General features: G+C 58.2%; 11 protein-coding genes. 5 read left to right on the top strand and 6 right to left on the bottom strand.

The window, feature by feature from the left end:
- Positions 1 to 198 precede the first annotated feature (198 nt).
- The 4 genes from WMP96_RS04545 to WMP96_RS04560 all read right to left on the bottom strand — a co-directional run bounded on the left by WMP96_RS04545 (position 199) and on the right by WMP96_RS04560 (position 5,210).
- Complete coding sequence (locus tag WMP96_RS04545) at positions 199 to 1,590, bottom strand: hypothetical protein (protein ID WP_023020755.1); 1,392 nt, start codon at positions 1,588 to 1,590, stop codon at positions 199 to 201.
- A gap of 516 nt (positions 1,591 to 2,106) precedes the next feature.
- A complete protein-coding gene (locus WMP96_RS04550) occupies positions 2,107 to 2,844 on the bottom strand; it encodes a sulfite exporter TauE/SafE family protein (protein WP_301716064.1) in 738 nt (245 codons plus the stop codon).
- 43 nt (positions 2,845 to 2,887) lie between these two features.
- Positions 2,888 to 3,553, bottom strand: coding sequence for a TIGR03089 family protein (locus WMP96_RS04555; RefSeq protein ID WP_200288089.1), 666 nt, complete (start codon positions 3,551 to 3,553; stop codon positions 2,888 to 2,890).
- A gap of 25 nt (positions 3,554 to 3,578) precedes the next feature.
- Positions 3,579 to 5,210, bottom strand: a complete 1,632-nt coding sequence (locus WMP96_RS04560) for an LCP family protein (RefSeq protein WP_086587976.1) — start codon at positions 5,208 to 5,210, stop codon at positions 3,579 to 3,581.
- Between the two features lie 124 nt (positions 5,211 to 5,334).
- Between WMP96_RS04560 and WMP96_RS04565 the strand changes: the two genes are divergently transcribed.
- From WMP96_RS04565 to WMP96_RS04575, 3 genes are all read left to right on the top strand, one after another.
- Positions 5,335 to 6,234 (top strand): glycosyltransferase family 2 protein, encoded by a 900-nt coding sequence (locus WMP96_RS04565; RefSeq protein ID WP_340432213.1) that lies wholly within the window; start codon positions 5,335 to 5,337, stop codon positions 6,232 to 6,234.
- Positions 6,235 to 6,334: 100 nt separating this feature from the next.
- Complete coding sequence (locus WMP96_RS04570; RefSeq protein ID WP_023020760.1) at positions 6,335 to 7,429, top strand: sugar phosphate nucleotidyltransferase; 1,095 nt, start codon at positions 6,335 to 6,337, stop codon at positions 7,427 to 7,429.
- Between the two features lie 567 nt (positions 7,430 to 7,996).
- Positions 7,997 to 8,245 carry a WhiB family transcriptional regulator gene (locus tag WMP96_RS04575; RefSeq protein ID WP_005528147.1) on the top strand — a complete coding sequence of 83 codons (249 nt, stop codon included), beginning with the start codon at positions 7,997 to 7,999 and terminating at the stop codon, positions 8,243 to 8,245.
- Positions 8,246 to 8,325: 80 nt separating this feature from the next.
- Here the strand turns inward: WMP96_RS04575 and WMP96_RS04580 are convergent, their stop codons facing one another.
- Positions 8,326 to 8,796, bottom strand: coding sequence for a metallopeptidase family protein (locus tag WMP96_RS04580; RefSeq protein WP_023020761.1), 471 nt, complete (start codon positions 8,794 to 8,796; stop codon positions 8,326 to 8,328).
- A 95-nt stretch (positions 8,797 to 8,891) separates the two neighbouring features.
- Here WMP96_RS04580 and WMP96_RS04585 point away from each other — a divergent pair, with 95 nt between their 5' ends.
- Positions 8,892 to 9,359, top strand: coding sequence for a DUF3499 domain-containing protein (locus WMP96_RS04585; protein WP_023020762.1), 468 nt, complete (start codon positions 8,892 to 8,894; stop codon positions 9,357 to 9,359).
- A gap of 54 nt (positions 9,360 to 9,413) precedes the next feature.
- Complete coding sequence (locus WMP96_RS04590) at positions 9,414 to 10,781, top strand: phosphomannomutase/phosphoglucomutase (RefSeq protein ID WP_340432214.1); 1,368 nt, start codon at positions 9,414 to 9,416, stop codon at positions 10,779 to 10,781.
- Here WMP96_RS04590 and WMP96_RS04595 read toward each other — a convergent pair.
- The gene (locus WMP96_RS04595) at positions 10,778 to 12,133 is read right to left on the bottom strand and encodes an FAD-dependent oxidoreductase (RefSeq protein ID WP_301716061.1); all 1,356 of its coding nucleotides are present in this window, start codon (positions 12,131 to 12,133) and stop codon (positions 10,778 to 10,780) included. The two genes, WMP96_RS04590 and WMP96_RS04595, sit on opposite strands and share 4 nt — an antisense overlap.
- Positions 12,134 to 12,360 lie beyond the last annotated feature (227 nt).

Genomic DNA, 12,360 nt, shown 5'->3' on the forward strand with positions numbered 1-12,360 from the left:
AGAAGGAGAGGGTGGGATTGGTGTTTTAGTCTCTATAAAACTCCCTTCGAGAAGGCATGACGTACCGGTCAAGGATACAAAGTTGGAGGTGGGTCGGCCAATGGACAAGAAGAAGGCCGCCGCACCATGGGAGGTGCGGCGGCCTTCTGTTTGAGACGGGCTAGGAAACTATATTCCTAGGGCAGAAGTGAGGTGTTCTTAGAACAGGCCCTCAGCCTTCTTGCCAAAGTCATTCAAGGTGTGCTCGCGGGAATCAACGTTCTGGTCGTTGTGCTTGGAGTCATCACCCTTGATGCGGGAGGTCTGGGTTACCTCGATGTTATTGATGAGGCGGCCTTCCTTGGTCTTGCCATCGCCGAAGTCCAGGTTCGCAATGCGAGCCTCTTCGCCAGCGTTAATCGGGTTAGCCAAGGTCACCTCGAAGGAACGGGTAGAGGTCTTCTCGTTGAAGCCCAGGTCACGGATGTGAGCGCCGTTGGAGGAACGCGGAGTGATGAGACGGTCAACGCCCTTCGGGCCCTTGGCGGTCTTTACATCAACGCGGAACTGGGTAGCTGGGAACTCGCCGTAGTAGCGCTCGGAGCCAACGTTCTTGGCGCGGACTGCAACGGTGCCTGCGAAGCCAGCGTGCTTAGCGTCGGAAACGGTCATGTAAGGCTCGAGGTCGAGCTTGTGCTTGGAGTCCTTCTTGTCCTCCTTGGCATCAACCTCTTCCTGCTTCTTCTTGTCAGCAGCCTCTTCGTTCTTGCCCTCTGCCTCAGAAACCTTCTCGGCATCTTCCTTGGCGGTGCCCTCGGTGTCCTTGATTACCTCTGCGTCAGCCTCGAGGTTCTTGTCCTCTTGCACAACCTTCGGGTCGTTGACGTCGGTGGTGTTCTGGGCATCCTTGTTAGGAGCGTAGGAATCAGACAGCTTGTCGTACAGCTTGACGCGAACTTCGTTCTTAACCGGCTGCATTGCATTCCAAGCGGTCGGGGTGGACCAGGTGCCGTTTGGCTTGCAGTACTGCTGGGTACCGGTCATGTTCAGCACGCGGAAGCCGTAGGTAGCTTCACCGGTGTGGTTTGGCGGAACGTCGTAAGGTCCGATGGACTGGCCAGCCTCCCAAGACAGGGAGTAGGAGGCGCTAGCACCAATCTTGGTTGCGATCTCGTGGGAGATGCCTGCGGAGCCTTCAGCATTCTTGCCGGAGCCCTTGCCGCCCAGGTTCATGGACGTGGTCTCGGTGCGGTCACCGTTGACGGAAACGGAGATGGACTGGGACTTGGACAGATCCTGCTGCAGCGGGATGTCCTTCTTGGTCTGGTTGGTGGTGGAGATGGTGCCGGCCGGCAGGAAGCGATCGGAAACCTTGTAGACCACGGTGCGGTGGTCCTCCCACGGGTTGCATACCGGGCGAGGGTTCAGGACGTTCGCCTTCATGTGATCGGAACCGTGGGTGGTGTGGATGATGGGCAGCTGCGGGTTCAGGGCCGGGGTTTCCGGGTAGGACTCGGTCTGGGTGGTTGCGCCAGCCAGCGGTGCCGCGAATGCGGTGCCGGCGACGATGAGGCCGGCGGTCAGGCCGGTCATGCGACGACGAATCGACATCTAGAACTTCTCCTAATGCAGGTAGAAAAATGCAGGTAGAAAATGAATGAACTTATGAATGAAATCCAGCAACTCTCGACGTTGCGCTAAGAAAACGCTAAAACACGCTTAAAGTTACGTCATCTCTTAGATGTCTATATATCTTCCCCAAAGAAAGGTCAATATGTTTTATATAGACCGAGCTGTTTAATGGGGGTTGTTCCCGCTAAGTGGTCGATAGTGCGTCAAAAATTATTGATGAATAGATGTCTATACATCGCTCGTTTGAGGCGAATCGACGTATCCCCCATGTGGGGGTATTTTGCTATTTTCTAAAGTGGTGCACGAGTCTTGTGGGGAAATTGTAGGTGTGTCACTGTATGCGTCGTGCGCTGCATTTGAGCGGGTGAAAGGCGGTTATAAAATGCCTGCTGGTGAATGTTACATGTCATAAGTTATAGGCGTTTACATGGCAGAGGTTGGTGCTTTTCGCAACCGGAACTGTCCAGGATGTTCCGAAGAGGGTGGGGTGCAGGGCTAGAAGAGGGCGGATTCAACGATCAGCATGAGGGCTGCAGAGATGGCCACAATGATGACGATGCGGTTGAGCAGTTTCCTATCTATAAATCGGTTGAGGTAGTTCGCTGCGATAAGTCCAATGACAATAAGGGGGAAATAGGCCGCCGCAGCGGTTACTTGGGTGCTGCTGATCTGTCCATTGAGCGCCAAAATTATAAGAGAAATTAAGGTTCCGAGGACGAAGGTGCCCGCCAAAGTGCCGCGGGTACGGTTCGGATCAAAACGCTTCATAATCAACGCCATGGGCGGGCCGCCTATGGAAGTGGAGGTGCCCAGGATGCCGGAGGCTACGCCGGCGATGAGCGTATTGAGGGTGGTCGGCCGCGGGCTCCATCCCAAACTGGATAGGGTCATGGCAAAGAGTACGGCGCAACCGATGAAGATGGATAGTCCATTGGGGGACAGACTCGCGATTGCCCAAGCGCCTATTAAAGAACCGGGGATGCGGGCAAGAGAAGAGATTCCCACCACGCGCCAAGAAGTCTCGCGGTAGGAGCGCGATAACGTATAGCTAGAAATGCACAACGCGAGCAACAGAATGAGCGTGGGTAGGAGCTCAGGCCGAATGAGCGCGATGATGGGCGTGGCAGTGGTCCCTAAACCAAAACCGATGGCGCCCTGAGTGATGGTGCCGGCAAGGATGAGGAGGCCGATGAAGATATAGGACCATGCGTCCGCGGAGATTCCCAGAAACATAACGAGTGCTAAGTGTATCTGGGCTCAATCCTGCCGACTAAACCTAGGAAAGGCGAGCTGTCACTTTCTCATTGGAGGCGATTTCCTCCAACCGCTCTGCTGGGCACACGCCGGCAACGATGACGGCGGAACCTCCCGCGGCGAGGGGCTCGAGCACGGCGCGGGAAAAAGACTCATTATCAGACCAGCCGGTAGATAGCAGGCGCTCGGCGCTCGCAGGAGTATTGACGAGTTGCGGCAGTGGCTGGGTTTCACCAAAGTACTGATCGCCGTAGAAGCGCACGGTAGGGCCGAAATCAATAGCGCCAGTGGGTAGATCGCCGCCGGATTCTACGACGCCGCGGCCAAAGGGGTCCTCGCTGATGAGCACGATATCGGCTTGGGGTTGACGATCATGGGCGGCGGGGTAGCGGGAGGGGGAGGTAAAGACGACGTCGGCAAGCGCGGCAGACTCGCCAAAGCTATAGGAAGGGCCGGAGGCGAGCGCACCCAAGGCCACAACGGCCGCTTGCCACGAGGAGGGCAGATCGATGGCAATGGTGGAATCTGCCTCTAGGTCGAGCTCTTCTTCCAACATATTGGCGATCTTCGCTACCCAATTGTCGAGCGTTTGCCCGGAAAAATCCATGCGTGCGCCGGTGGTCTCGTTATATACGGTAAGGCGCGGAGAGGCGGCATCGGCATGCAAAAGATGGGCGAGTAGTTCCATACTCGCCCATCGTAGGGGAGAAGTGCTAGTTCACGCAGCGCGGGCCATCGCCACCGGCGTCGATTTCTGGGGAAACCTTGGCGGTACCGAAGTCATCGCCCGGGGTGCCTACCGGCTGGCTGGACTTGTCTTCCTCCGGCTCTTGGGCGCTGGCCTCCTTATCGGAGGGGCCCTGGTAGTCATCGGTGGCCACGACGATGAGGGTGTCATTATCGAGCTGCGGGTTCTCTGCCACCGGCAGGCCACCCAGTTTCTTGGCTAGGGCTTTCGCCTCCTTGCTCGTCGGATCAGCGGCTACCACTTGCGACTCACTGTAGATGCCCGGTTGCGCGTTAGCGGAGCGCTCTACCGTATAGCCCTTGCCCTCAAGCCAAGAGCCGATGCCGGAAGCTAGGCCGTCAATATTGCCGGCGTTGAGGACGTGGATATTGATATTAGGATCGACGTCCTTGTCCTTGTCCGCCTTTTTCTGCTTGTCCTTATCCTCGGCCTTGGCCTCATCGGTGGCTTCATCGTGGGACTTAGCCAAATCGTCCATGAAACGGTGAACCTCGGCGGCGTCGATAGTGACGATAGATTCGCCATAATCGCCTTGGCCGTCGATGGAGGTAACAGGGATGGTGGTGAAGGTGACATTGCCGCCTGCCAGGCCGGCAAGCTGGGTAACAAAGCCCATAATGTCCCAGCCCTCATCGATGACTACGGAGCGTTCCACCGCCTTGGCAATCTTGGAAAGCTTGGAGGGATTAGCCAGGGTGTCATTGTCCAAGATCTTATTGACCAGGGAAGCCATAAAAGCCTGCTGGCGCACGATGCGGTCGAGGTCGCCGCGCGGCAGGTTGTAGCGCTGGCGCACAAAGGCTAGGGCCTTGGCGCCATCGAGGGTCTGCTTGCCCTTGCTGAACTTAGCGCCAGACATATCGTCATTGACGTCATCATTGAGGCAGACTTCGACACCATCGACGGCGTCGGTAAGCAGGGTAAAGCCCAGCAGGCCCACCTCCGCGTAGTGGTCGATGGACACACCGGTCAAGGACCGCACCATGGCCAATAACCCTTCGCGGCCGGCCTCGACGCCCTGCTTTTCGATGTCCTTATCCGAGTGCGGCTTCTTTTTGCCCTTTGCTTCTGCCTCTGCGTTTTCCTGCTTGAGCTCGTCCACCTTGGCGTTCTTGTGAGAGGCGAAGACAGCATTCATCTTCATATTGCCGTACTCCGGATCCTTAACATAGGTATCGCGCGGAATGGACACGGCGGTAGCACGGGAACCATCCTCCGGAACGCGGATGAGCATCATGGTGTCGGTATTTTCCTCACCATCGGCCACGCCGGCGTGCAGGTCTGCTAGTTCCTTATCGGAGAGGGGATCGCCCTTAGCATCGGTGCGCGAATCCTTGCCCACCAGCAAGATATCCACCGCGCCATCGAGCGAGTCACCGGAAAGTCCCTTGCCGCCTAAGGACAAGTCCTTGGCAGAAGACATACCATTATCAAGCCGGCCGACGGTGGCATAACCCACGCCAGATACCACCAGGATCAGGGCGGATAGCAGGGCTACGATCGTCTTTATGGCCGTGGAACCTTTTTGCTTTACCGCACTAGCGGCAGAGGGCGCCGGCTGAATGGTGCGCGCCCGGCGAGTGTTCTCAGAAGTCACAAGTGGAGGCTTTCTAGATTGGTGGGGATCTGGAGACAGTTTAGGGCAGAACGTTAAAAACTTAGTGATCCGCGTCCGATTTCGCGTGTTCGGGCAGTGTCCCTGCCCAGCGCGAGGAGTGCTTGTGACTAAGCTCGTGGCCATTGTGACTACTCCAACTCAACTCCCACTGGCCGTGATCACCGTGACTTATAGTCCCGGACAATACCTCGGTAGTTTTTTAAACTCCCTGCCGAGTGCGTACGCCCGCGGCACCAAGGTGGTGCTTGCGGATAATGGCTCTACCGACGGTGTTCCCGAGGCTGCCGCCCGCGAGCGCGCCGGGGTAGATTTCCTCGATACCGGCGGGAATATCGGCTATGGCGCTGGCATGAACGCCGGTGCCCGCTTCGCCCGCGAGCGCGGCGGAGTAGATGAGGAATTTTTCCTGATTTCCAACCCGGACGTTGCCTTTAGACCGGGATCTATCGATCGGCTCATCGAGTGTGCCCGCAAATGGCCGGACGCTGCGGCCGTGGGCCCGCGCATAGTAGAGCCGGACGGCACCAATTACCCCTCTGCCCGTGCCGTGCCTACCGTCGCCACCGGCATTGGGCACGCCCTCTTCTCCTCGATCTGGCCCTCTAATCCGTGGTCGCGCGCTTATCGCAATGAAACCGATATGACTACGCAGCGGCCGGCTGGTTGGTTATCTGGTTCCTGCCTTCTTGTGCGTTGGGAGGCTTTTGAAGCCATCGGCGGATTTGATGAGCGTTACTTCATGTACCTCGAAGACGTAGATCTAGGCGATCGCTTCGCGCGCGCCGGCTACCAAAACATTTTCTGCCCAGAAGCAGTCATCAGTCACGCCAAGGGGCATTCCACACAAGCACACGCCGGCGCCATGCTACGCGCGCACCATGACTCCGCCTACCGCTTCCAAGCAGACCGCCACCCCGCCTGGTGGCAGGCCCCATTGCGTGGTGCACTGTGGCTGGGGCTGCGGGTGCGTGGGTTAATTGCCTCGGCATCGGTAGGTTCTTAGGCCGCGGTGCGCGTGCCGTTGACCTAGATTGCGCTTTTAAGCTCTACACTGTCCCTCAGAAAATCACCGAATAAAACTGTCTGCATACATAAGGAAGACTATGACTGAAGCAGTCACCACCCACGGTGCCAGCACGGATGCAGTGATTCTCGTTGGCGGTCGCGGTACCCGCCTGCGTCCACTAACCATCGGTACACCGAAGCCGATGCTGCCGACGGCCAACTATCCGTTCCTGCAGCATCTTCTCGCCCGCATCAAGGCCGCCGGCATCGAGCACGTGGTCATGTCTACCTCATATAAGGCTGAGGTCTTTGAGGAGTACTTCGGCGACGGTTCGGACCTAGGCCTGGAGATCGAGTACGTGGTGGAAGAGACCGCACTCGGTACCGGCGGCGGTATCCGCAATGTCTACGACAAGCTGCGCAATGACACCGTCATGGTCTTCAACGGCGATGTGCTGTCCGGCATGGACCTGGAGGGAATCCTCACCACGCACCATGACAAGGACGCCGATGTCACCATGCATCTGCTCAACGTGGCTGATCCTCGTGCCTTCGGCTGCGTGCCTACCGATTCCAATGGTCGGGTAACCGCCTTCTTGGAAAAGACTGAGGACCCGCCGACCAACCAGATCAACGCCGGCTGCTACGTATTCAAGCGTTCGGTCATCGAGTCTATTCCGGCCGATCGTGTCGTCTCTGTCGAGCGCGAGACTTTCCCGGGACTGCTGGCAGAGGGTCGCCTCGTTGTCGGTCACGTGGACAACTCCTACTGGCGCGACATGGGCCGCCCAGATGACTTCACTCGCGGATCGTCGGACTTGGTGCGCGGCATTGCGCCTTCCCCGCTGATTGAAGGCAAGACCGGCGAGTCCTTGGTGGATCCTTCGGCCGGTATCGCTGGTGGCGTGCTGCTGCTGTCCGGTACTGCCGTGGGCCGTGGTTCCGAGGTAGGCGCCGGATCTCGCCTCGAGGGCACCGTCGTCTTCGATGGCGTGCGCATTGAGCCAGGTGCCATCATTCATAACTCCATTATTGCCTCCGGCGCACATATTGGCGCCAACGCGGTCATTGAAAACTGCGTCATTGGCGAGGGCGCCCACATTGGAGCGCGCTGCGAGCTTCTCGACGGCATGCGTGTCTTCCCCGGCGTTTCCATCCCGGACGCTGGAGTGCGTTTTAGCTCCGATGCTTAACGCTCCTGCCGTGGGCTGGGCCATGCGATAAGTCTGACTGGGATAGGCCGAACTGAGGAAAATGAGTCCTTGGTTCGGCCTTTTCCATGCGGAATTACTCAGCCTGTCCTTCTAAAGCTGCCACCATAATGCGAAATCTGTGCAGCGTTGGTGAGTACGTAGATCCCTTCTTTGAGAGATTGTGCGCGCGACACGCCGGAATTTTCTGAAAATTGTTGACAGAAAAACGGGGTGCCACTACATGTAGTACCCCCTACCTATACCCCCAGTGGGGAGTAGTTGTTACAGATGTGACGCGTGGGGATCGTGTGCTGCGTTTTTGCCGAAAAGTGCGAAGAAGCCGCTAATTCGGGTTGACGATATTTAGTGATCCGGTGTGAAATTACATCAGTGAAAGAAACAGCGGCCGACGCCGTTACTTCCACACCGGCCCAGCGGGGTTACCCAAAGGGAATGTGGTGTACGGTCGGTTGCACTGATTAGAATTACCCAACCTCGGAGAAAGGAAAAGGCGTGGACAAAATGGCTAATAACAACGCCATTCTCCGTGGCGGTGCTGCTGCAGAGATGTCACTCGATGAACTCTTCGGTGCCGTCGAGCAGGAGTGGCAGGACCAAGCGCTGTGCGCGCAGACGGACCCTGAAGCATTCTTCCCTGAAAAGGGAGGTTCTACCCGTGAGGCTAAGCGCATTTGCCAGGCCTGCGCGGTGCGTGATGAATGCTTGGAGTACGCGTTGGAGCACGACGAGCGCTTCGGTATTTGGGGCGGGCTATCGGACCGTGAGCGCCGCCGCCTCAAGCGCGAGATTGGATAATTAAGGTGTCCAGAAAGGCCCCGGGCAAGCACATGACGTGCGGCCCAGGGCCTTTCTGCTGGGTCATATCGTGAAGGTGGCTACCAGCTATAGCGTGGATCCACTTCCTCCGGGTCCAAGTTGAGATAATTCGCCACGAGCGCGGTAATAACCGTACCTAGAAGCTCGGAACGCTCGGACGGGGTGGAAGCGCGCTGCTCGATGGGCATGCGGAAAATGACCAACCGGGCGCGCGTGGGGTGGCCGGCGGAGTCTACGCCGGCAGGAACCACGCGCCCGAGGGGGACCGGCCCATCGGCGATAATCTCATCCGGGAGCACGGTCATATCGGGTGAGAGCCGCATGCGCGGAATGGTGTCTACGGCTAGGTCGAGGCCACGCAATTGCGGGGCGAAGGAGTTTTGGATGGGGGCATAGGCCTCCAAGACGGCCATGTCGAAGTGCTCGCGCGCGCTGCGGTAGCGCGGAGTCTGCTGGGGGAGGAGGGGTCCGCGCATGCCGTGGCCGTGTCGGTCGCGGGCGGGGCGGATGTGCGGGCGAGCGGCGGTCATGCCCTGATTCTAAGGCGCAGGTGGTCTGGATTTAGCGGAGCCACGCCGGGGCGAAGACTATCTAAATCTCAACTAAGGGTTTAGACTTATGCGCTGTGACTATTTCTCGCCATTGCTCCCGCCCAGGCTGCGGCCGCCCCGCCGTGGCGACATTGACCTATGCATACGCGGACCAAACGGCCGTGGTCGGTCCGCTGGCGGAAGAAGAGAACCCGCACAGTTGGGACCTGTGCGCCACGCACCGCGATCGCATCTCGGCTCCGGTGGGCTGGGAGCTGGTGCGCGTCGATCGCATCGAGCTGGATGAGGAAGACGATCTGATGGCCCTGGCAGAAGCGGTCAAGGAAGACGGCCGCGTGACCACCGGCTTGGTCGATGACGGTAGCGCCGGTTCGGGGGCAGACCCTATCGACTATTCCGCGACCTTTGATGGCGCTGACCCAGCTAATTCGAATCACCCGGTCTTTCGTACCCGTCGCGTGGCTTATGCCAAAAAGGCCCGCCGTGCCCACCTTTCGGTTGTACCCGATGAAATAACGCCGGCGGAATCGGAACTGGACTGACACGGACCCCGCAGTGCAGTAGTTTCCCTGCGGGCGAGAGTACTATTGCTGGGTATGCGAACTCGTGAGCAGCTTGATGCAGTAATTAAGGCCTATGACGTCCGTGGCGTGGTGGGCGAAGACATCGATGAAAACTTCGTGCGCGATACGGGCGCTGCGTTTGCCGCCATCTTGCGTGAGGAAGGCGAAAATACCGTGGCCGTCGGCCACGATATGCGTCCTTCATCACCGTCCTTGGCGCGCGCCTTCGCTGAGGGTGTGACCTCGCAGGGCCTCAATGTGACCCTGTTGGGGCTGACCTCGACCGACGAGCTTTACTACGCCGCTGGTTCCCTGGAGTGCGCGGGCGCTATGTTTACCGCCTCCCACAACCCAGCCAAGTACAACGGAATTAAGCTCTGTCGCGCCGGCGCAGTGCCTGTGGGCCAGGAGACTGGTTTGGGGCAGATTAAGCAGATGCTTATTGAAGGCACCCCGGAGTACACCGGCACTGAAGGCGCGATTACAGAGCAGGAGATTCTGGCTGGCTATGCGGACTTCCTACGCAAGCTGGTGCCGTTGGAGGATTCCAAGCCTCTCGTCGTGGCTGTAGATGCCGCCAATGGTATGGGTGGCCACACCGTGCCGGCTGTCTTCGATGGCCTGCCTTTCGAGGTTCGTGATTTGTACTTCGAACTTGACGGTACCTTCCCGAACCACGAGGCTAATCCGCTGGACCCGAAGAACCTGGTGGATCTGCAGAAGTTCACCGTGGAGCAGAAAGCCGATATTGGCTTGGCTTTTGATGGTGATGCGGACCGCTGCTTCGTCGTGGATGAAAAAGGCCAGCCTGTTTCCCCGTCTGCCATTTGCGCGTTGGTGGCAGGACGCTACTTGGATAAGTTCCCCGGCGCTACCATCATCCACAACTTGATTACCTCTAAGACCGTGCCGGAGCTCATCAAGGAAAAGGGCGGCACCCCAGTGCGCACCCGCGTGGGTCACTCCTTCATTAAGGCGCAGATGGCTGAGCACAAGGCCGCCTTCGGCGGTGAGCACTCCGCGCACTATTACTTCAAGGAGTTCTGGAATGCTGATTCCGGCATGCTTGCCGCTATGCACGTGCTGGCAGCGCTCGGACAGTCCGATAAGCCGCTAAGCGAGCTCATGGCAGAATACTCCCGCTATGAAGCCTCTGGTGAGATCAATTCCACCGTGGAGGATCAGAAAGCCGTTACCCAGGCAGTGCTGGATGAGCTGGCGGATAAAATTGAGTCCGTCGATGAGCTGGATGGTGTGACCGTCGAGCTCAAGGGAACCGAGGCATGGTTTAACGTACGTGCCTCCAATACGGAACCGCTGCTACGCCTCAACGTAGAGGCAAAGACCGCCGACGAAGTTCAGGCCATCGTCGACGAAGTCCTCGCCATCATCCGCCGTTAAACCTCGGCGCGCGAGTGGGAGACCATGTCCTCCCACTCCACGAACTTCTTGCGTTCGCGGCCCTCGCGTTCGCCCATTGCGCGCTCGGCCGCGTCTAAACGCTGCCAGTCTTGCCACGTCAAGTATTCGATTCCCCGCTCGCTAAGGACCTCGGTGATATCTGCGTCGCTGGAAGGGGAGGGGAGGGTGCCGGAGGCGGCGTCGGCAAGCAGCATGCCAATCGTTTCCGTGGCATCGGACTTGGTATTGCCAATGAGCCCCACTGGCCCGCGCTTAATCCATCCGGTGGTGTACAGGCCCGGAACTACCTTGCCGGCCGCATCGATGACATGGCCACCATCGTTATTGATGACGTTTTTGTCCTGGTTGAAGGGCACGCCATCGACCGCATCGGAGCGGTAGCCGGTGGCGAAATAGACCGCCTGCGCCGGCCATTCGGTGAACTTCCCGGTACCGTGCACGCTGCCATCCCCATTAAGGGCGGTGCGCTCGGTCTTAATCCCGCTGACTTTGCCGTCCTTACCCATGATCTCCACCGGCTGCTCAAAAAGGTGAATCTGCAGGGTGTGCGGTGCCTTTTTCGGATCTCGAATGGCGTACTGCTCGAGCACCTGGCACACCAAGTCAGTGGACTTGCTTTCTTGGCGCGCGGCCAGCGAAGCCTCGTCATAGTCAATGTCCTCCGGGGAAACCACGACATTAATGGACTCGGAATGGTCCAGCTCCTTGAGCTCCTGCGGGGTGAACTTGGCCTGCGCCGGGCCGCGGCGGCCGAAGACGCGCACGGTCTCGGCCTGGTTCTGGGCCAGGGAATCGTAGACATTATCGGGGATTTCGGTCACCTTGAGCTCGTCACCAGTCTTGGCCAGGATGCGGGAGACATCAAGGCCCACGTTACCCACGCCGATGACTGCGACCTCTGTGGCGGAAAGATCCCAATTGCGCTCGAAGCGCGGGTTGCCATCGTAGAAGCCCACGAACTCGCCGGCACCATGCACGCCGTCGAGGTCCGCGCCGGGGATATCGCGGTGGCGGTCGCCCACGGCGCCGGTGGCAAAGACCACGGCATCATAATGCTGCTGCAGCTCATCGACGGTGATATCCCGGCCGATGTGCACGTTGGTCAGCAGGCGAATCTGCTCCGTATCGAGTACGCGGTGGAGGGATTTAATGATGCCTTTAATGCGCGGATGGTCCGGTGCTACGCCGTAACGGATGAGGCCAAAGGGGGCGGGCATCTGCTCAATGAGGTCAATCTGTACCTCACCACCGGTCTTTTTTACCAAGATGTCGGAGGCATAGATGCCGGCTGGACCGGCACCGATCACGGCTACTTTTAAGGGCTGATTCATGTTGTGCGAAGGCCTTTCTCTTTCTCGCGGGGCTAGACCGCTGGGTTCATTTTCTTAGCTTTATCTTTCTGGCAATTGAACCGTCTGGTCTAGATTGCGGCAAGGCTAAGAATTAGTTTCTAAAATTATTCTGACTTTTGCGCAGGTTATGGCGATTTTTTACTTGAAAATAAAAAAGACCGCTTTGTCTGTCTGATTTAGACGGGTAGGTTGTCTTTCAATACTTA

Source organism: Corynebacterium sp. KPL4035 (assembly GCF_037908325.1).
GTDB classification, from domain to species: domain Bacteria; phylum Actinomycetota; class Actinomycetes; order Mycobacteriales; family Mycobacteriaceae; genus Corynebacterium; species Corynebacterium kefirresidentii.

Coding starts and splice junctions, on each gene's coding strand:
- WMP96_RS04545 (WP_023020755.1), bottom strand. CDS start 1,590: ATGTCGATTCGTCGTCGCATGACCGGCCTGACCGCCGGCCTCATCGTC.
- WMP96_RS04550 (WP_301716064.1), bottom strand. CDS start 2,844: ATGTTTCTGGGAATCTCCGCGGACGCATGGTCCTATATCTTCATCGGC.
- WMP96_RS04555 (WP_200288089.1), bottom strand. CDS start 3,553: ATGGAACTACTCGCCCATCTTTTGCATGCCGATGCCGCCTCTCCGCGC.
- WMP96_RS04570 (WP_023020760.1), top strand. CDS start 6,335: ATGACTGAAGCAGTCACCACCCACGGTGCCAGCACGGATGCAGTGATT.
- WMP96_RS04575 (WP_005528147.1), top strand. CDS start 7,997: ATGTCACTCGATGAACTCTTCGGTGCCGTCGAGCAGGAGTGGCAGGAC.
- WMP96_RS04580 (WP_023020761.1), bottom strand. CDS start 8,796: ATGACCGCCGCTCGCCCGCACATCCGCCCCGCCCGCGACCGACACGGC.
- WMP96_RS04590 (WP_340432214.1), top strand. CDS start 9,414: ATGCGAACTCGTGAGCAGCTTGATGCAGTAATTAAGGCCTATGACGTC.
- WMP96_RS04595 (WP_301716061.1), bottom strand. CDS start 12,133: ATGAATCAGCCCTTAAAAGTAGCCGTGATCGGTGCCGGTCCAGCCGGC.